The organism is Pseudomonas sp. NPDC087342 (genome assembly GCF_044744265.1).
GTDB classification, from domain to species: domain Bacteria; phylum Pseudomonadota; class Gammaproteobacteria; order Pseudomonadales; family Pseudomonadaceae; genus Aquipseudomonas; species Aquipseudomonas nunensis.
On the sequence record NZ_JBIUXZ010000026.1, the window covers coordinates 30765 to 50101 of the forward strand.

The 19337-nt window shown below is 60.7% G+C and carries 18 protein-coding genes; 15 read left to right on the top strand and 3 right to left on the bottom strand.

Features of this window, described 5'->3' with window-relative positions:
* The first annotated feature begins 353 nt into the window (after window positions 1-353).
* From ACIOYV_RS28845 to ACIOYV_RS28875, 7 genes are read left to right on the top strand one after another with little or no spacing between them, the layout of a single operon-like run.
* Window positions 354-1976 (top strand): methyl-accepting chemotaxis protein, encoded by a 1623-nt coding sequence (locus ACIOYV_RS28845; protein ID WP_290024789.1) that lies wholly within the window; start codon window positions 354-356, stop codon window positions 1974-1976.
* Window positions 1976-2506: a chemotaxis protein CheW gene (locus tag ACIOYV_RS28850; protein WP_401329256.1), complete on the top strand. Its 531-nt coding sequence runs from the start codon at window positions 1976-1978 to the stop codon at window positions 2504-2506. The genes ACIOYV_RS28845 and ACIOYV_RS28850 overlap by 1 nt, the downstream gene beginning before the upstream one ends.
* Window positions 2503-3777, top strand: a complete 1275-nt coding sequence (locus ACIOYV_RS28855; protein WP_401329259.1) for a CheR family methyltransferase — start codon at window positions 2503-2505, stop codon at window positions 3775-3777. The genes ACIOYV_RS28850 and ACIOYV_RS28855 overlap by 4 nt, the downstream gene beginning before the upstream one ends.
* Entirely contained in the window at window positions 3774-4457 is a 684-nt protein-coding gene (locus tag ACIOYV_RS28860) for a chemotaxis protein CheW (RefSeq protein WP_163908694.1), read from the top strand. Before ACIOYV_RS28855 ends, ACIOYV_RS28860 begins: the two co-directional genes overlap by 4 nt.
* A complete protein-coding gene (locus ACIOYV_RS28865) occupies window positions 4454-6745 on the top strand; it encodes a hybrid sensor histidine kinase/response regulator (RefSeq protein WP_401329263.1) in 2292 nt (763 codons plus the stop codon). Before ACIOYV_RS28860 ends, ACIOYV_RS28865 begins: the two co-directional genes overlap by 4 nt.
* The gene (locus tag ACIOYV_RS28870; protein WP_163908698.1) at window positions 6742-7752 is read left to right on the top strand and encodes a chemotaxis response regulator protein-glutamate methylesterase; all 1011 of its coding nucleotides are present in this window, start codon (window positions 6742-6744) and stop codon (window positions 7750-7752) included. The genes ACIOYV_RS28865 and ACIOYV_RS28870 overlap by 4 nt, the downstream gene beginning before the upstream one ends.
* A 48-nt stretch (window positions 7753-7800) precedes the next feature.
* A complete protein-coding gene (locus ACIOYV_RS28875) occupies window positions 7801-8802 on the top strand; it encodes a PleD family two-component system response regulator (protein ID WP_054616027.1) in 1002 nt (333 codons plus the stop codon).
* A 132-nt stretch (window positions 8803-8934) separates the two neighbouring features.
* On the opposite strand, the gene gcvA is transcribed toward ACIOYV_RS28875, so the two are convergent.
* Window positions 8935-9852, bottom strand: a complete 918-nt coding sequence (gene gcvA, locus ACIOYV_RS28880; protein WP_401329267.1) for a transcriptional regulator GcvA — start codon at window positions 9850-9852, stop codon at window positions 8935-8937.
* Window positions 9853-9962: 110 nt separating this feature from the next.
* On the opposite strand from gcvA, the gene ACIOYV_RS28885 reads away from it, so the two are divergent.
* The 8 genes from ACIOYV_RS28885 to ACIOYV_RS28920 all read left to right on the top strand — a co-directional run bounded on the left by ACIOYV_RS28885 (window position 9963) and on the right by ACIOYV_RS28920 (window position 17888).
* Window positions 9963-10736 (top strand): SDR family NAD(P)-dependent oxidoreductase, encoded by a 774-nt coding sequence (locus tag ACIOYV_RS28885; protein ID WP_401329270.1) that lies wholly within the window; start codon window positions 9963-9965, stop codon window positions 10734-10736.
* A gap of 226 nt (window positions 10737-10962) precedes the next feature.
* A protein-coding gene (prfB, locus tag ACIOYV_RS28890; protein ID WP_123507983.1) for a peptide chain release factor 2 occupies window positions 10963-12058 on the top strand; the annotation gives its coding sequence in 2 pieces (ribosomal slippage) (window positions 10963-11034 and window positions 11036-12058; 1095 coding nt in all).
* Window positions 12059-12158: 100 nt separating this feature from the next.
* Window positions 12159-13661 carry a lysine--tRNA ligase gene (gene lysS, locus ACIOYV_RS28895; RefSeq protein ID WP_401329274.1) on the top strand — a complete coding sequence of 501 codons (1503 nt, stop codon included), beginning with the start codon at window positions 12159-12161 and terminating at the stop codon, window positions 13659-13661.
* A gap of 101 nt (window positions 13662-13762) precedes the next feature.
* The gene (locus tag ACIOYV_RS28900) at window positions 13763-14479 is read left to right on the top strand and encodes a TetR/AcrR family transcriptional regulator (protein ID WP_177331448.1); all 717 of its coding nucleotides are present in this window, start codon (window positions 13763-13765) and stop codon (window positions 14477-14479) included.
* Between the two features lie 153 nt (window positions 14480-14632).
* The gene (locus ACIOYV_RS28905) at window positions 14633-15193 is read left to right on the top strand and encodes a hypothetical protein (protein ID WP_401329278.1); all 561 of its coding nucleotides are present in this window, start codon (window positions 14633-14635) and stop codon (window positions 15191-15193) included.
* Window positions 15194-15229: 36 nt separating this feature from the next.
* Window positions 15230-16507 (top strand): flavohemoglobin expression-modulating QEGLA motif protein, encoded by a 1278-nt coding sequence (locus ACIOYV_RS28910; protein WP_054047261.1) that lies wholly within the window; start codon window positions 15230-15232, stop codon window positions 16505-16507.
* Between the two features lie 140 nt (window positions 16508-16647).
* Window positions 16648-17562 (top strand): alpha/beta hydrolase, encoded by a 915-nt coding sequence (locus tag ACIOYV_RS28915; protein ID WP_401329282.1) that lies wholly within the window; start codon window positions 16648-16650, stop codon window positions 17560-17562.
* Window positions 17559-17888: a hypothetical protein gene (locus tag ACIOYV_RS28920; RefSeq protein WP_054047257.1), complete on the top strand. Its 330-nt coding sequence runs from the start codon at window positions 17559-17561 to the stop codon at window positions 17886-17888. Before ACIOYV_RS28915 ends, ACIOYV_RS28920 begins: the two co-directional genes overlap by 4 nt.
* 143 nt (window positions 17889-18031) lie before the next feature.
* On the opposite strand, the gene ACIOYV_RS28925 is transcribed toward ACIOYV_RS28920, so the two are convergent.
* Together ACIOYV_RS28925 and ACIOYV_RS28930 are read right to left on the bottom strand one after the other, a co-directional pair.
* A complete protein-coding gene (locus ACIOYV_RS28925) occupies window positions 18032-18820 on the bottom strand; it encodes an OmpA family protein (RefSeq protein WP_401329286.1) in 789 nt (262 codons plus the stop codon).
* 55 nt (window positions 18821-18875) lie between these two features.
* Window positions 18876-19289 carry a DUF4398 domain-containing protein gene (locus ACIOYV_RS28930; RefSeq protein WP_054047252.1) on the bottom strand — a complete coding sequence of 138 codons (414 nt, stop codon included), beginning with the start codon at window positions 19287-19289 and terminating at the stop codon, window positions 18876-18878.
* Between the last annotated feature and the right edge of the window lie 48 nt (window positions 19290-19337).

Sequence of the window (19337 nt, forward strand, 5' to 3'; positions counted from 1 at the left end):
GCCACGAATACGGCAGCGGCATACAACGAAAGCGAAGCTGCATCGTTAACACGCGGCGCCGATTGGCTCGACGAAATGCAAAAGCATGATTTCGCTGCGCCGGTGATGGTTCGACGGTCCGAGGCTGCTTGCGATGACGTTTTAGCGTAGCTGGAGCTGCAAATGACCAGTCCACGGTCCATTTCTGCCAAATCACCACTGGCAACGCTCCCCTCATCTAGCGGAAAGTCCCATTCCAGAGCCGATCCCGGCTATTTGCCGTTGGGGGCTGAGTTGGCGCGCATCCGTCTTATAAATGAAACACCGCCCTCAGCTATACTCCGCAGCATTTGAAAATGGCCCGAGGACATACTGTGAAGAACTGGACGTTGCGCCAACGCATCTTGGCGAGCTTTGCGGTCATTATTGCCATCATGTTGTTGATGGTGGTGGTCTCGTATTCCCGGCTGCTGAAGATTGAAGAAAGCGAGCAAAGCGTGCGTGACGACGCACTGCCCGGGGTCTATTACAGCTCGACCATCCGTGGCGCCTGGGTCGACAGTTTTCTGCAGATCCAGGAAATGCTCGGCTTGAAGGAAGGCCAGGGCATCAGTGCCGAAGACGCCGCCGACTTCAAAAGCTTCGAGGTGCGCGTGCAAGAAGCGATGAACAGTTATCGCGGCACGGTCACCACGGATGAAGACAAAGTCGAATTCGCCACCTTCGAAAAGCTCCATGAGAACTACTACAAGATCCTGTCCGCAGTGCTCGACTTGCATAAGCGCAATCAGGAACCCGAGGCCATCAAGTTGTTCAACGAACAACTGACTCCGGCGTGGACCGCCGGGCGCATGAAGCTCAATGACATCCTGCGCGAAAACAAAGCCGTGGCTGACCAGGACATGGTCAACATCGATAACGCCGTGGTCACCGCGAAGGTCATCATGGGTGTGTCCCTGCTGATCGCGGTGCTGGCTGCCGGCCTCTGCGGTTTGCTGCTGATGCGGGCGATCATGGCGCCGATGAATCGCATCGTGCAGATCCTCGAAATCATGCGCACCGGCGACCTCAGCAGTCGCTTGAACCTGGAGCGCAAGGACGAGTTCAACGCCGTGGAAACCGGCTTCAATGACATGATGACCGAGCTCACGGCGCTGGTGTCCCAGGCCCAGCGCTCATCGGTACAGGTCACCACGTCGGTGACGGAAATCGCCGCCACCTCCAAGCAACAACAAGCCACTGCGACCGAAACCGCCGCCACCACCACGGAAATCGGCGCGACCTCCCGGGAAATCGCCGCCACGTCCCGTGACCTGGTGCGCACCATGACCGAAGTCTCCACCGCCGCCGATCAGGCCTCGGTGCTGGCCGGTTCCGGGCAGCAAGGCCTGGCGCGCATGGAAGACACCATGCATTCGGTGATGGGCGCGGCTGATCTGGTCAACGCCAAACTGGCGATCCTCAACGAGAAGGCCGGCAACATCAACCAAGTGGTGGTGACCATCGTCAAAGTCGCCGACCAGACCAACCTGCTGTCGCTGAACGCCGCCATCGAGGCCGAGAAGGCCGGCGAATACGGTCGCGGTTTCGCCGTGGTCGCCACCGAAGTCCGGCGTCTGGCGGACCAGACCGCCGTCGCGACCTACGACATCGAGCAAATGGTCCGTGAGATCCAGTCGGCGGTGTCGGCCGGGGTCATGGGCATGGACAAGTTCTCCGAAGAAGTGCGTCGCGGCATGTCCGAAGTGCAGCAGGTCGGCGAGCAACTGTCGCAGATCATCCATCAGGTCCAGGCGCTGGCGCCGCGGGTGTTGATGGTCAACGAAGGCATGCAGGCCCAGGCCACCGGCGCTGAACAGATCAACCACGCGCTGGTGCAGTTGGGCGATGCCAGCAGCCAGACCGTCGAGTCCTTGCGCCAGGCCAGTTTCGCCATCGACGAACTGAGCCAAGTGGCGGTCGGGCTGCGCAGCGGCGTCTCGCGATTCAAAGTCTGATGAGCGAGCTCACGGCTAAACGCAGTGCCGTGACAGCGGCCAGGCTTGCGCTGTTCCTGGTGTTTCGCATCGGCAACGAGCGGTTCGCCCTGCAAGCCATCGAGGTGGCGGAAGTGCTGCCGCGCCTGCCGTTGAAACCGATTGCCCGGGCCCCGGACTGGGTTGCCGGGGTATTCGCCTATCGCGGCGCCGTGGTGCCGGTGATCGACCTCAGCGCGCTGACCTTCGGCCAACCGGCGCAAGCCCGCACCAGTACGCGTCTGGTGCTGGTGCACTATCGCCCGGATGAGGCTACGCCGACGCAATTGCTCGGGCTGATTCTGGAACAGGCCACCGACACCGTGCGCTGCAACCCGGCGGATTTTCAGCCCTATGGCCTGGACAATCGCCAGGCGCTGTACCTCGGTCCGGTACGCAAGGATGCCCAGGGTTTGCTGCAATGGGTGCGCGTCGCCGATCTGCTCGATGAGCAGGTGCGTGCGCTGCTGTTTCCGGCGCAGCCCCTGGACCTGCTTAAGGAGACGTCATGAGCAGTGACCAGCGGTTTTTCGACTTCCTCAAGGATCGCATCGGCCTCGACGTTGCGTCGGTTGGCCCGGCCATTATCGAGCGCGCGGTGCGTCAGCGCACCACGGCGTCCCAGGCGCTGACCGCCGATGAGTACTGGCACACCTTACAAGGCTCGCGGGATGAACAGCAGGCGCTGATCGAAGCGGTGATCGTTCCGGAAACCTGGTTTTTCCGTTACCCGGAATCCTTCGCCACCCTGGCGAAACTGGCGGTCAAACGCCTGGCCAACATCAACAACATGCGCGCCCTGCGGATTCTCAGCCTGCCGTGCTCCACCGGCGAAGAACCGTACTCCATCGCCATGGCCTTGCTGGACGCGGGGCTTAAACCCCATCAATTCAAAGTCGAAGGCATGGACGTCAGCCCGCTCTCGGTGGAGAAAGCCAAGCGTGCGCTGTACGGCAAGAACTCGTTTCGCGGGCAAGACATCGAATTTCGTGACCGGCATTTCAGCGCTGAAGAGGACGGCTATCGGCTCAACGAGCGGGTGCTGGAGCAAGTGCGTTTGCAGGTCGCCAATCTGCTCGATCCGGCCTTGCTGGCCAACGAGCCGGCCTATGACTTCGTGTTCTGCCGCAACCTGCTGATCTATTTCGACCAGCCGACCCAGCAACAAGTCTTCGAAGTGCTCAAGCGCCTGACCCACGTCGATGGCGTGCTGTTTATCGGTCCGGCCGAGGGCAGTTTGCTCGGGCGTTTGGGCATGCGGTCGATCGGCATCCCGCAGTCGTTTGCCTTCAGCCGCCACAGCGCGCCGGAGCCCGAGCCTTATCCAACGACATTCGTGCCGACTCCGCTGCCGGTGCGCCAACCGGTACGCAGCGTGGCCCCGCCGCCGGTACGCAACCGTCCGTTCGCCACTGTCGTGCCGTTGCCGAACACCTTGAAAACTGCCAACCCTGACGCCGCCACGTTGCTGGCGAACATCGCAGCGCTGGCCAACGAAGGCAAGAGTGCCGAAGCCCGCGCCGCGTGCGAAAGTTATCTGCGCAGCCACGAACCGGTGGCCCAAGTGTTTTATTGGCTGGGGCTGCTCAGCGATGTCGCCGGCCGCGCGCTTGAGGCCCAAGGGTTTTATCGCAAGGCGTTGTACCTCGAACCGCAACACCCCGACGCGTTGATGCACCTGGCGGCTTTGCTGCAATCCCAGGGCGACACGGCGGGCGCCAGACGATTGCAGGAACGCGCCGCTCGTAGCGAGCGCGCCGCTGACAGTGAGCGTAAACGATGATCGTCTCCGACACCTTGAGCGTCACCCATGAAGATGCCCAGGCCATCGACGACTGCTGGAACCGCATTGGTATCCACGGTGACAAGTCCTGCCCGCTGCTTGCCGAGCATATTCATTGCCGCAATTGCGCGGTGTATTCGGCGGCCGCTACCCGTTTGCTCGATCGCTACGCCTTGCAGCAGGAAGACCGTGAGCAGGTGGCGACGGTGGTCGAAACCGACGTCAAAACCCGCTCGCTGCTGATGTTTCGCCTCGGCGAAGAATGGCTGGGGCTGGCCACTCGCAGCCTGGTGGAAGTGGCGCCGCTGCAAACCATTCACTCCTTGCCGCATCAGCGTTCCCGGGCCCTGCTCGGCGTGGCGAATGTGCGTGGTGCGTTGGTGGCGTGCTTGTCACTGGTTGAGTTGCTGGGGCTCGACACCACCAACAATGTGGCATCGGGTGCGCGGGTGATGCCGCGTATGTTGATCATCGCGGCCCGGGGTGGTCCAGTGGTGGTGCCGGTGGACGAAGTCGACGGGATTCACGCCATCGACGAGCGCATCCTCGAGGCGGCGTCGCAGTCCGGCGCCCAGGCCAGCGCCAAGTACACCCGTGGCGTGTTGCAATTCAAAGGTCGCAGCCTGCGTTGGCTGGATGAAGAACAGTTGTTGTCCGCCGTGACCCGGAGCCTCACATGACCCCCGAGCAAATGCGCGACTCGTCTTTGCTGGAGCTGTTCAGCCTGGAAGCCGAGGCCCAGACCCAGGTGCTGAGCACAGGTCTGCTGGCCCTTGAGCGCGACCCGACTCAGGCCGATCACCTGGAATCGTGCATGCGCGCGGCGCACTCGCTCAAAGGCGCGGCGCGGATTGTCGGCGTGGATGCCGGGGTCAGCGTGGCCCATGTCATGGAAGATTGCCTGGTCAGCGCCCAGGAAGGGCGGTTGTATCTGCGCCCGGAACACATCGACGCCTTGCTGCAAGGCACCGATCTGCTGATGCGCATCGCCACGCCGAACAACGCACCTTCGGCGGTTGAAATCGACGCCTATGTGGCGCTGATGGGACGGTTGCTCGATCCGATGGCGTTAGCGCCGCCGATCAGCACGCCGATTGCACCGTTCATGGCCGAGCTTCAGTTGGAGCCGCCTCAGGTCGAGATACCGGTTCCGGTCGTCGAACAGCCACCCGTTGCGCCCGCCGAAGCGCCGCGCAAGTCAAAACGTACCACCGAAAACGGTGAGCGGGTGTTGCGGGTCACCGCCGAACGACTGAATAGCCTGCTTGATCTGTCGAGCAAATCCCTGGTGGAAACCCTGCGGCTCAAACCGCACCTGGCCACCATGCAACGGCTCAAGCGCACGCAGAGCAATGGCCTGCGGGCCCTGGAAAATCTCAACGTCCATCTCAAGGATATGGCGTTGAGCCTGGAAGCCCAGGAGTCGCTGGACGATGCCCGCCGGTTGTTGGCGGAAGCCCAGCAGTTGCTGGTGGAAAAGAACGCCGAACTGGATGAGTTCGCCTGGCACGCCAGTCAGCGTGCGCAAGTGTTGTACGACACGGCACTGGCCTGTCGCATGCGGCCGTTTGCCGATGTGCTGACCGGGCAGGTGCGGATGGTCCGCGACCTCGGCCGTGACCTCGGCAAACAGGTGCGCCTGGAGATCGAAGGGGAAAAGACCCAGGTTGACCGCGACGTGCTGGAAAAACTCGAAGCGCCGCTGACCCACCTGCTGCGCAACGCCGTGGACCATGGCATCGAAACGCCGGAACAACGGCTGTTGGCCGGCAAACCGGCGGAAGGCCTGATCCGCTTGCGTGCGTCCCATCAGGCCGGTCTGCTGGTGCTGGAGCTCAGCGATGACGGCAATGGCGTCGATCTGGAAAAGGTTCGCCGCAGCATTATCGAGCGCCAATTGTCCCCGGCGGAAACCGCCGCGCAGTTGAGCGAGGAAGAACTGCTGACGTTCCTGTTCCTGCCCGGTTTCAGCCTGCGCGACAAGGTCACCGAAGTCTCCGGGCGCGGCGTGGGCCTCGACGCGGTTCAGCATATGGTTCGCCAGTTGCGCGGCGCGGTGGTGCTGGAGCAGACGGCGGGCGAGGGCAGTCGTTTCCATCTGGAAGTGCCGCTGACCTTGTCGGTGGTGCGCAGCCTGGTGGTGGAAGTCGGCGACGAGGCTTACGCCTTCCCGTTGGCGCATATCGAGCGCATGTGCGACCTGGAACCGGACGACATCGTCCAGCTCGAAGGCCGTCAGCACTTTTGGCACGAAGGCCGGCATGTCGGGCTGGTCGCGGCCAGTCAGTTGTTGCAGCGTCCGGCGAGCCAGAACAGCCCGCAGACCCTCAAAGTTGTGGTGATTCGCGAGCGCGATGCGATTTACGGCGTGGCGGTCGAGCGCTTTATTGGCGAGCGGACCTTGGTCGTATTGCCGCTGGATGAGCGGCTGGGCAAGATTCAGGACATTTCCGCCGGGGCCTTGCTCGACGACGGTTCGGTGGTATTGATCGTCGACGTCGAAGACATGCTGCGTTCGGTGGACAAACTGCTCAACACTGGGCGTCTGGAACGCATTGCCCGCCACAGCAACCAGGCTACGGAGGCGGCGCGCAAGCGGATTCTGGTGGTGGACGATTCCCTGACCGTGCGCGAGTTGCAGCGCAAGTTGCTGCTCAATCGCGGCTACGACGTGGCCGTCGCGGTGGACGGTATGGATGGCTGGAACGCCCTGCGTTCGGAGGATTTTGATCTGCTGATCACCGACATTGATATGCCGCGCATGGACGGCATCGAACTGGTGTCCTTATTGCGCCGGGACAATCGCCTGCAATCGCTGCCGGTTATGGTGGTGTCTTATAAAGATCGAGAAGAAGACCGTCGTCGTGGACTGGACGCCGGAGCCGACTATTATCTAGCCAAAGCCAGTTTTCATGACGACGCCCTGCTTGATGCGGTGGTTGAGCTCATCGGAGGAGCGCGGGCATGAAAATCGCAATCGTCAACGACATGCCCATGGCGGTAGAGGCCCTGCGCCGCGCCCTGGCATTCGAACCGGCGCATCAGGTGATCTGGGTCGCCAGCAATGGCGCCGAGGCGGTGCAACGTTGCGCCGAGAATATCCCGGACCTGATCCTGATGGACTTGATCATGCCGGTGATGGATGGCGTGGAGGCGACCCGGCGGATTATGGCCGAAACCCCGTGCGCCATCGTGATCGTCACCGTCGACCGCCAGCAGAACGTGCACCGGGTGTTCGAAGCCATGGGCCACGGCGCGCTGGATGTGGTCGATACACCGGCGATCGGTGCCGGCAATCCGGCGGAAGCGGCGGCGCCGTTGCTGCGCAAGATCATGAACATCGGCTGGCTGATCGGCGACAAGGGCAACCGCGTGCGCTCGGCGCCGAGCACGCTGCGCAGCTCTGGCTCTCGACAAAAACTGGTGGCCATCGGTTCGTCCGCGGGCGGGCCGGCGGCGCTGGAAGTGTTGCTCAAAGGCCTGCCGCAGGATTTTTCGGCGGCCATCGTGCTGGTGCAGCACGTGGACCAGGTGTTCGCCGCCGGCATGGCCGAGTGGCTCAGCAGCGCCAGCGGCCTCGATGTACGCCTGGCGCTAGAGGGCGAACCGCCCCAGGCCGGCACGGTGTTGCTGGCCGGCACCAACCACCATATTCGCTTGTTGAAAAACGGGACGCTGGCCTACACCGCTGAACCGGTCAACGAGATTTACCGGCCCTCCATCGATGTGTTTTTCGAGAGCGTGGCCAGTTACTGGAACGGCGATGCCGTCGGCGTTTTGCTGACCGGCATGGGGCGCGACGGCGCGCAGGGGCTTAAACTCATGCGCCAACAGGGCTACCTGACCATCGCTCAGGACCAGAACAGCAGTGCGGTTTACGGCATGCCGAAAGCGGCTGCGGCCATCGATGCCGCCGTAGAAATTCGCCCACTGGAAAAGATAGCGCCACGATTGCTGGAGATATTCCCTAAATGAAGACTTTTCACAGCAATCCTGGCCCAGGCAGTACTCAGGTGACCGCACATGAATGACTTACAGCTCGACGACTTCAAGACCGATGAAAACGCCGCCATGGTGTTGCTGGTGGACGATCAGGCGATGATCGGCGAGGCGGTTCGGCGCGGTCTGGCGAACCAGGAGAACATCGACTTCCACTTCTGCGCCGACCCGCACCAGGCCATTGCCCAGGCGATCCGGATCAAGCCGACGGTGATCCTCCAGGACCTGGTAATGCCCGGTCTCGACGGTTTGAGCCTGGTACGCGAATACCGCAATCACCCGGCGACCAAGGACATTCCGATCATTGTCCTGTCGACCAAGGAAGACCCGCTGATCAAAAGCGCGGCCTTCGCGGCCGGGGCCAACGATTACCTGGTGAAACTGCCGGACAACATCGAGCTGGTGGCGCGCATCCGCTATCACTCGCGCTCCTACATGACTTTGTTGCAGCGTGATGCGGCTTATCGGGCGTTGCGGGTCAGCCAGCAGCAGTTGCTCGACACCAATCTGGTGCTGCAACGCCTGATGAACTCCGACGGCCTGACCGGTCTGTCGAACCGCCGGCACTTCGACGAATACCTGGAACTGGAGTGGCGCCGTTCGCTGCGCGACCAGACTCAATTGTCATTGCTGATGATCGACGTGGATTACTTCAAATCCTACAACGACAGCTTTGGCCACCTCGAAGGCGACGAGGCCCTGCGCAAAGTCGCCACGGCCATTCGCGACGCCAGTGCCCGCCCTTCGGACCTGCCGGCCCGTTATGGCGGCGAAGAGTTTGCCTTGGTGCTGCCAAATACTTCACCGGGCGGCGCGCGATTGGTGGCAGAGAAACTGCGCCAGACTGTGGCGGCGTTGAAGATTCCGCATGTGTTCCCGGCGGAGGGTTCGAATCTGACGATCAGTATTGGCCTGTCGACGATTACCCCGCAGGCGGGCAGTGATTGCCGGCAATTGATCTCGGCGGCGGATAAAGGGCTTTATCTGGCGAAGAATAATGGGCGCAATCAGGTGGGGATTGAGTAGCGGCTTGCTCTGATTCTAATTGTGGGAGCGGGCTTGCTCGCGAAGGGGCCCTGTCAGTCAACCCTGATGTTGAATGACACTCCGCCTTCGCGAGCAAGCCCGCTCCCACAGGGGTTTGTGTTCACTTGAAATTTATCGAGCCATACGCACCTCAGCCAGCAACCAATCCCGAAACGCCGCAATCCTCGGCTTCGCCGCACACTCCGGTCGATACACCACGTAATACGCCAGATCAATCGGGCAAGTCAGGTCGCCAAACGGCCGCACCAGTCGCCCCGCCGCCAGATCATCGCGCACCATCTCGCTACGGCCCAGCGCCACGCCCCGACTGTCGATCGCCGCTTGCAGCACTGCTGCCGAGTTGTTGATACGCAGGCCATGCTCCGCCTCGATCGCAGGAAAACCAGCCGCATCAAGCCAGGTCCGCCAGGTCGGAAATCCGCTGTTCTGTTCCAGGGTCAGGTCGTGGAGCAGGGTGAAGCGGGCCAAGTCCCCAGGCTCCGTCAGCGCCGGTAACTGATCGCGCAATGACGGCGAGCACACCGGATAGATCTCCTCATCCATCAATCGCACCGCCGTCAAACCCGGCCAGACTCCGGCGCCATAGCGCACGCCGACATCAATGCCATCGACCAGAAAATCCACCGATCGCTGATTGGTGTCGAGCCGCAAGTCAGTGTCCGGATGCGCCTGCTGGAAACGCTCGATCCGTGGCAGCAACCATTTGGCCGCGAACGCCGGGCTGACGGTGACGGTCAGCACGCCACTGTCGGACGCATCCTTGAGCAGGGACAGTCCCATGCTCAAACGATCGAACCCGGCGCGTATGTCCGGCAGCGCGGCGCGGGCAGCGTCGGTCGGCACCAACCGGGTAGTGCCGCTGCTGGCGCGATGAAACAGTGCGACCCCAAGCCACGCTTCCAGCACCCGCACCTGCTGCCCCACGGCGGCGGGCGTCACGTTCAGTTCGGCGGCCGCTTCGGAAAAGCTTTGATGTCGCGCTGCCGCTTCAAAAGCCCTGAGTGCATTGAGGTAGGTGGGGTATTTCATGGCTGGCCACTAAAGCTTTTCTTTATCGAATTCAAAGATTATCTGGTTTGTCGGGGAATGTCGCGAAGCTGAAAATCAGCGCTCTTCTTCACTTCCCAAAGGATCATTTCATGTACGACTTTTCTTCGAAGGTGGCCATTGTCACGGGCGGCGGTTCAGGTATCGGCAAAGAAGTGGCCGAGCAATTGGTCGCTGCCGGCGCCTCGGTGGTGATCGGTGGTCGCGACCAGGCAAAACTGGCCCTGGCCGCAGAAGCCATCGACCCGAGCGGCACCCACGTACGTTTTGTCGCCGGCGACATCGCCAGCCCGGCCACCGCTCAGGCATTGGTGGATGAGGCGACCCGCGCGTTTGGCGGCGTCGATATCCTGATCAACAACGCCGGGGTGTTCAGCCCCAAACCGTTCCTTGAAGTCGATGAGCGCGAGTACGACGGTTTCCTCGACATCATCCTCAAGGGCAAATTCTTCATGGCCCAGGCGGCGGCCCGAGCGATGCAACTGCGCGGTGGCGGCGCGATCGTGCAAACCGGTTCCCTGTGGGCGATTCAAGCCATCGGCGCCACGCCGTCGGCGGCTTATTCCGCAGCAAATGCCGGCGTACACGCCTTGACCCGCAACCTCGCCCTCGAGCTGGCCTCGCTCAATATCCGCATCAACACCGTCGCCCCGGCCGTGGTGGAAACCCCGGTGTACGGCACATTCATGACCGCCGAACAGGTCAAGGAAACCCTGCCGACCTTCAATGCCTTCCACCCGCTGGGGCGCAACGGCCAGCCGGCGGATGTGGCGCAAGCGATTCTGTTCCTGGCATCGAACCAGGCCTCGTGGATTACCGGCACCGTATTGCCGGTTGATGGCGGCGTAACTGCCGGCCGCAACTGAGTAGGGGGATCAAACCCAATCCCCCTGTGGGAGCGGGCTTGCTCGCGAAGGTGGTGCGTCATTCACATCAATGCTGACTGACAAGGCCTCTTCGCGAGCAAGCCCGCTCCCACAGGTTGCACCAGTGAGACCATTCGCAGCTAAAGCCGCCAGGCGGGCTGCCGTGACAGCTTGATTACGTTATACTCGCCGGCTTTCAAAAGTTCGCCAACGAGTGCTGCCCGCCATGGAAATCAACCCGATCCTTAACAGTATCAAGGACCTGTCCGAGCGCTCCGAAACTATTCGGGGGTATCTTTGACTACGATCAAAAGCATGAGCGTCTGACTGAAGTCAATCGCGAGCTTGAAGATCCGGCAGTCTGGAACAACCCGTCGTACGCTCAGGAACTGGGGCGCGAGCGCTCGCTGCTGGCGCAGATCGTCGAAACCCTCGACGAGATGCACACTGGCCTGGCCGATGCCAAAGAACTGCTGCTGATGTCCGCCGAAGAAGAAGACCAGGCCGCCGTCGATGACGTCGCGACCGAAGTCGAGCGTCTGCGCGAGTCCCTGGAAAAACTCGAGTTCCGTCGCATGTTCAGCGGTGAGATGGACGCCAACAACGCCTACTTGGACATCCAGGCCGGCTCCGGCGGCACCGAAGCCCAGGACTGGGCCAACATCCTGCTGCGCATGTACCTGCGCTGGGCTGACAAACGCGGTTTCGACGCGACCATCATGGAACTGTCGGCCGGTGAAGTCGCCGGGATCAAGGGCGCCACCGTCCACATCAAGGGCGAATACGCCTTTGGCTGGTTGCGTACCGAGATCGGCGTGCACCGTCTGGTGCGCAAGAGCCCGTACGACTCGGGCAACCGCCGTCACACCTCGTTCTCGGCCGTGTTCGTGTCGCCGGAAATCGATGACAACATCGAAATCGACATCAACCCGTCGGACCTGCGCATCGACACCTACCGCTCCTCCGGTGCCGGTGGTCAGCACGTAAACACCACCGACTCGGCCGTACGTATCACCCACGTACCGTCCAACACCGTGGTCAGCTGCCAGAACGAACGCTCCCAGCACGCCAACAAAGACACCGCGATGAAAATGTTGCGGGCGCGCTTGTACGAGCAGGAAGTGCAGAAACGCAACGCCGCCTCCCAGGCTCTGGAAGACACCAAGTCGGACATCGGCTGGGGTCACCAGATTCGCTCTTACGTGCTCGATGCGTCGCGAATCAAGGATTTGCGCACTAACATCGAACGCAGTGACTGCGACAAGGTGCTCGACGGCGATATCGACGAATATCTGGTAGCAAGCTTGAAACAAGGGCTCTAAAGCACGCGCTACAGGATCTTCGGATACCTGTAGGAGCGAGGCTTGCCCGCGAACCCCGGCGAATGCCGGGGGCAACGAACCTGATGGAATATTTAAAGACATGAGCGACCTAGAACTCGACCCGCAAGCCCTGCAACAGGAAGAAAACTCCCTGATCGCCCTGCGCAAGGAAAAGCTGGCTGCCGAGCGCGCCAAGGGCAATGCCTTCCCGAACGACTTCCGCCGCGAAAACTACTGCGAAGAACTGCAGAAGCAATACGCGGACAAGACCAAGGAAGAGCTGGCAGAGGCTGCAATTCCGGTCAAGGTTGCCGGTCGCATCATGCTCAACCGTGGCTCGTTCATGGTGATCCAGGACATGACCGGGCGCATTCAGGTTTACGTCAACCGTAAAACCCTGTCCGAAGAAACCCTGGCCTCGGTGAAAACCTGGGACATGGGCGACATCATTGCCGCCGTTGGCACCCTGGCGCGTTCCGGCAAGGGCGACCTGTACGTCGAAATGACCGAAGTGCGCTTGCTGACCAAATCCCTGCGTCCGTTGCCGGACAAGCACCACGGCCTGACCGACACCGAGCAGCGCTACCGCCAGCGCTACGTTGACCTGATCGTCAACGAAGACGTGCGTCAGACCTTCCGCGTGCGTTCGCAAGTGATTGCGCACATCCGCAGCTTCCTGATGAAGCGCGACTTCCTCGAAGTCGAAACCCCGATGCTGCAAACCATCCCGGGTGGCGCGGCGGCCAAGCCTTTCGAAACGCACCACAACGCGCTGGACATGGAAATGTTCCTGCGTATCGCGCCGGAGCTGTACCTCAAGCGTCTGGTGGTTGGCGGTTTCGAGAAAGTGTTCGAGATCAACCGCAACTTCCGTAACGAAGGTGTTTCGACGCGTCACAACCCTGAATTCACCATGTTGGAGTTCTACCAGGCCTACGCCGACTACGAAGACAACATGGACCTGACCGAAGAACTGTTCCGCGAACTCGCGCAGCTGGTTCTGGGCAGCACCGACGTGCCTTACGGCGACAAAGTGTTCCACTTCGGCGAACCGTTCGTGCGTCTGTCGGTGTTCGACTCGATCCTCAAGTACAACCCTGAGCTGACCGCTGACGACCTGACCGATATCGACAAGGCTCGTGCTATCGCCAAAAAGGCTGGCGCCAAGGTGCTGGGCTTCGAAGGCCTGGGCAAGTTGCAGGTAATGATTTTCGAAGAGCTGGTCGAACACAAACTGGAACAGCCGCACTTCATTGCCCAGTACCCGTTCGAAGTGTCGCCGCTGGCCCGTCGTAACGATGACAACCCGAACGTCACCGACCGTTTCGAGCTGTTCATCGGCGGCCGTGAAATCGCCAACGCCTACTCCGAGTTGAACGACGCGGAAGACCAGGCCGAACGCTTCATGGCCCAGGTGGCCGACAAGGATGCCGGTGACGACGAAGCCATGCACTACGACGCCGACTTCGTTCGCGCGCTGGAGTACGGCATGCCGCCAACGGCCGGTGAAGGGATCGGCATCGACCGTCTGGTGATGTTGCTGACCAACTCACCGTCGATTCGAGACGTGATCCTGTTCCCGCACATGCGGCCGCAAGCGTAAACGTTTCAGTTAAAAAGCCGCCTAAAACAGGCGGCTTTTTATTGCCTGTCTGGTACAAACGTATCAATTGGTTACTTTTGACGTAAGAGGGATTACCTGTCGTGAATCGTGCAATGGCTCAAGAAGGTGCAGCGGGTATCGCCACTGCGGTCGCTGAAAGTGTTCAGTACCAGGGCCGCAAGGCCAGCCGGCAGGGCAGCGAACAGCGTCGACAGGACATTCTCGATGCGGCCATGCGCATTGTCGTGCGCGATGGCGTGCGGGCCGTGCGTCACCGTGCGGTGGCGGCAGAGGCCGGTGTGCCGTTGTCGGCCACCACTTACTATTTCAAGGATATCGATGACCTGCTCACCGATACCTTCGCCCAATACGTGGAGCGCAGCGCCGCTTACATGGGCAAGCTGTGGGCCAGCAACGAAGGCCTGCTGCGAGAGATGGTCGTCAGCGGCGATGGCACTCCGGAGTCTCGCTCGCAGTTGGCCGACGATATTGCGCGGCTGATGGCGGACTATGTCCACCGGCAGTTGATCAATCGCCGCGAGCACTTGATGGCCGAGCAAGCCTTCCGCCAAGAAGCGCTGCTCAACCCGCGCCTGGCGCTGTTGGTGCGCTCCCATCAGCAGATTCTGTTGCAGGGCACCTGCCAGCTTTTCGAAGTATTGGGTTCCCGCGAGCCACAACAGGATGCCAAAGTGTTGACGGCCATTATCGGACGGATGGAATATCAGGGCCTGCTCAACGACGCCGAGCCTGCAACCGAAGCCGAAATGCTCGGTATCCTCACGCGGTATATGCATTTGGTATTGGCGTCGGTGTAACCCCGTATCCCCTGTAGGAGCGAGGCTTGCCCGCGAAGGCGGTTTGACATTCAGCATATGTGTTGACTGACACGACGCCTTCGCGGGCAAGCCTCGCTCCTACAGAGGGTCGGTGGCCACATGAGGTCTGCGTGTGTTCATAGGGAGTATTGAATGAAAGCCTGGCGCGTCGTTGTGATCGCCTTGTCGTTCCTGCTGCTCAGTGGCTGTCTGGTGACTTTCAAGGAACCGCTGCCTTCGAGCGAACCCGCGCCTAAAGGGCTGCTCGGCAAATGGACCAGCACCAATGCCTGGGGCGAACCGATGAACCTTGAGCTCACACGCCTCGGCGACAACCGCTATCAGGCCGTCAGTTACTTCAAGGCCAAGCCCCGCGAGCGCGAGGCCTATCCCTTCACGGTGTCCCGCCACGGCAATCGCTGGTATTTGTCGGCGCCGGTGCCAGCCAGATTTGGCGGGCATTTCACGATTGCCGGCTTCGAGCTCAACGAAAAGCACGAACTGGTGGTCTACAACCTCGACCTCGAGCAGATCAACCAGGCCCTGGGGCAAAAAGCCCTCAGCGGTGAAGGCTTCCAGACTGACGATGGCGAGGGTGTGCTGATCAACACTGACATGAACCAGGTCTTCGCTTACCTCGACGACCCGGCCAATTCCGATGTGTTCGTCGAAGCGGTGCGCTACCAGCGCCTGGCCAAAGCCAAAGCCAAATAAATCCAGCACCTAACGGTTTTTCTACAGGAGTTTCGGGTGGACGATTACCAGCAGACGATACGCATTTTGTCCGATCGCATAGTGCTGGCGCAGACGCCGATTCGCGTCCTCGATGCGGTCAAGTGGGACGACAGCATCCGCAAGGGTTTCCTCAAGGGCAAGGGCAAGGAAATGCCGGCCGTGGACCGCGACTATTACCTGAATCGGCCGCTGTCCTTCGATTCCAGCAAGGTCAAACTGGAATTCCAGAACATCGAGCGTGACATCACCCGCCAGCTCGGCCAGTTCAACCCGGTCGGCCAGATCATGCGGCGCATGTGCAAGGAATACCGGATGGTGGTGCGCATGCTTGAAGCGCGCGGCACCGAGGATTTCGGCCTGATTTCCCAAGAGTTGTATGGCGCCGCGTCCGACGCGTTCCACGCCGGCGACCCGACACTGGCTGACCTTGGCCTGATGATGTCCGACTACTTGAACAACATCGATGGCCGTGGCGATCTGAAGGATGAACCGAAAATCCTCACCGCCAAGGACGCCGTGCACTTGCTGCAAACCCGTTTGAACAAGGTGTTTGGCGAGGCCGAGGAAACCATTCGGGTGTTCGAGTCCGACGGGATCGTCGCCGATGCGGCGGCCGGTGCCGACTACATCAAGATCCGCACCGACGCGATGTTCAACGAACGTGACGTGCGCGCCCTGGAAGTTCATGAAGGGCTGGTGCACGTGGGCACGACCCTCAACGGCTTGAACCAGCCGATCTGCACCTTCCTGTCCAAGGGCCCGCCCTCGTCGACGGTGACCCAGGAGGGCCTGGCGATCCTGATGGAAATCATCACCTTCGCCTCCTACCCGAGCCGCCTGCGCAAACTGACCAACCGTACCCGCGCCATTCACATGGTGGAGGAGGGCGCGGACTTCCTGCAGGTGTTCGAGTTCTTCCGCGAGCAAGGCTTCGAAATGGCCGAAAGCTACGGCAACGCCAGTCGGGTTTTCCGTGGCTCGGTGCCGAATGGTCTGCCATTTACCAAAGACTTGTCCTACCTCAAGGGCTTTATCATGGTTTACAACTACATTCAGTTGGCCGTGCGTAAGGGCAAGCTTGAGCAGATACCGCTGCTGTTTTGCGGCAAGACCACGCTGGAAGACATGCGCACCTTGCGCCAATTGGTGGACGAAGGCCTGGTGGTCGCGCCCAAGTATTTGCCGGACCAGTTCCGCGACTTGAACGCGCTGTCGGCATGGATGTGCTTCTCCAACTTCCTCAATCACTTGAGCCTGGACCGGATCGAAGCGGATTACTCCAACATCTTGTAAGCACCACAACCCCCGTAGGAGCGAGGCTTGCCCGCGAAAAACGAAGACGCGATCCAGCAGGTACACCGCGTTATCGTTCTTCGCGGGCAAGCCTCGCTCCTACAGACCTCTAATCAAATGTTAGTGCGAGGTTTCAACGGATGAGAATCCTCGGCATCGTCTGCCTGCTCCTGACCCTCGGCGGTTGCAGCTCGCTGTTGTTCTACCCCGAGCCCGGCCAGCCGTTCACCCCGGACAAGGCCAAACTCGAATTCCGCGATCTCACCCTGACCACCGCCGACGGCGTGAAGCTGCACGGTTGGTGGCTGCCGGTGGCCAAAGGTGTCGAGGTTAAAGGCACGGTCCTGCACCTGCATGGCAATGGCGGCAACCTGTCTTATCACTTGGGCGGCAGTTGGTGGTTGCCGAAAGAGGGTTACCAAGTGTTGCTGGTGGACTATCGCGGTTATGGCTTGTCCGAAGGCAATCCGAGCCTGCCGGAGATCTATCAGGACATCGACGCGGCGTTCAAATGGCTCGACCAGGCGCCCGAGGTCAAGGGAGCGCCGGTGATCATTCTAGGGCAGAGCCTCGGCGGGTCGATGGCTGTGCATTACCTGGTCCAGCACCCGGAACGCCAGCCTCAGATCAAGGCGTTGGTCCTCGACGGCGCGCCCGCCAGCTATCGTGATGTCGGCCGATTTGCCCTGACCACTTCATGGCTGACCTGGCCGTTCCAGGTGCCGTTGTCGTGGCTGGTGCCGGACGGCGACAGCGCGATCAACTCCATGGCGCAGCTCAAAGGCGTGCCGAAACTGATCTACCACAGCATCGACGACAACCTCGTACCCCTTTCCAACGGCATTCGTCTGTATCAAGCTGCGCCGCCACCGCGGGTGCTGCAACTGACCCGAGGCGGTCATGTGCAGACCTTCGCCGACCCGGTCTGGCGTCAGGTGATGCTGCGTTATCTCGAAGACCCGCAACATTTCAACGGTCTGCGCCGCCTGGGTGAAATCCCGAATTACCCGGTGCCCGTCAATTCAAAAGATGAACCACCAGAGAGTCCGCAATGAGTGAAGAACGTAACGCCATCCCGCTGATCATCACCGGTATCTGCACCATCCTCGGCACCGTCGGGGTGCTGTGGTACTACGGCTACCTGCACTTCGCCAAGCCCGAGGATGCGCTGCTGCTCAACGAATTCACCATGCTCAAGACCGTGCCGGGTGAAGACTACAAAGTCGCCCTGGACCCAGCGCCGCAAGTGGCCCAGTGCATTGATGGCGTACTGGTGCTGTTCGACACCGAACAGAAAGGCCTGACCGGCGTATTGATCAACGGCCAGAAAAAAGCCGTGCGCTGCATGGGCCAGGAAACCCCGCAGAAGCTCGAGCAATAAGAACCCTGTAGGAGCGAGGCTTGCCCGCGAAGCTTTTGGCGCCAGTAATGGCCTCTTCGCGGGCAAGCCTCGCTCCTACAGAGAGGCAACAAAAAGCCCCGCCTGATCAGATCAGGCGGGGCTTTGGTGTTTCAGCGTGACGCTTAGTTCGAGCTAACAGCCGAACGTGGCACCACTGGCTGGTTGTCGTTGGAAATGGTCACTTCCACCCGACGGTTCATCGCGCGGCCCGAGACGCTGCCGTTTTCGGCAACCGGGTATTCCTTGCCATAACCCTGAGCGACGATGCGCGCTGGATCAACGCCCATTTTCACCAGTGCGGTACGTACCGAATCGGCACGACGCTCGGACAGTTGCTGGTTGTGGCCAGCGCTGCCAGTGCTGTCGGTGTAGCCTTCGACAATCACTTTACGGTCCGGGTTTTCCTGGAGGAATTGCGCCAGTTTGTTGATGTTCACCAGACCGCTGGATTTCAGGTCAGCACGGTCGGTTGCGAACAGCACGTCACCGAAGGTCACCAACGTACCGCGATCGGTTTGCTTGGCGTTCAGGCTGTCTTGCAGTTGCTTGATCTGCTGGTCGCGAGCGTCCAGACGCGCTTGGGCACGTTGGGCGGCGGCGTTTTTCAGATTCGCTTCAGCGGTGCGCAGGGCGATGGTCTGCTTGGCCACTTCTACGCGCTGGTTGGTCAGGTAAGCCAGTTGATCGACTTTAGCCTGGTCCTGTTTGTCCTGGTAAGCCTTGTCGGCCTTGTCCAGGTAATCACTGGCGTCTTTGGTCTCAAGGGCCGCGACTTTGCTGGCTTGCGGGTTGGCTTGCAGGCCGGAGTAGTTCACGCGGGCCTGTTCCAGGTTCGCATTCGGCGGGGTGGAGCAGGCAGCCAGAGCGACGCTTGCGGCCAGGAGAGCGGGGATCATCAATTGTTTACGCATAATGGTTCGTCCTTTCTATCGATAAGAGCTTCAGGCGTGTGGTCCGGATGCGCGCTTACTGCACAGTGCGCTGACTTTCCTGACGCAGTTCCTGAACACCTTTCTGGGAATCCTTCACAGCCTGTTCGGCTTTCATCGCCTGGGCTTTGCGTTCTGCTACACGAGCGTCCCACTCGGCTTGTTCGGCCAGGGTGCGGGCTTCTTCATACTTCTTGTCGTGCATGGCGATTTCGGCTTGTTTCAGTTTGTCCTGGGCGGACTTCATTTCCACGGCTGCGAATTCAGTACCACCGGCGCTGACGGCGCTGTTCACGGCGGACTGGGTCACGGCGTATTGCTCGGTCGGCGGGTTGCCAGCGCAACCGGCGAGTACGAAGGTGCTGCCGATCGCCAAGGCAGCCAATTTCAGACCGCGCAGGTGGGTAAACGAGGATTTGGCAGTGCTGGTCGTCATGGTCTTCAACTCCATTGGATATCTCCTGAAAAACATCTAAATCCATCCTGGTGTAAGGAGCCG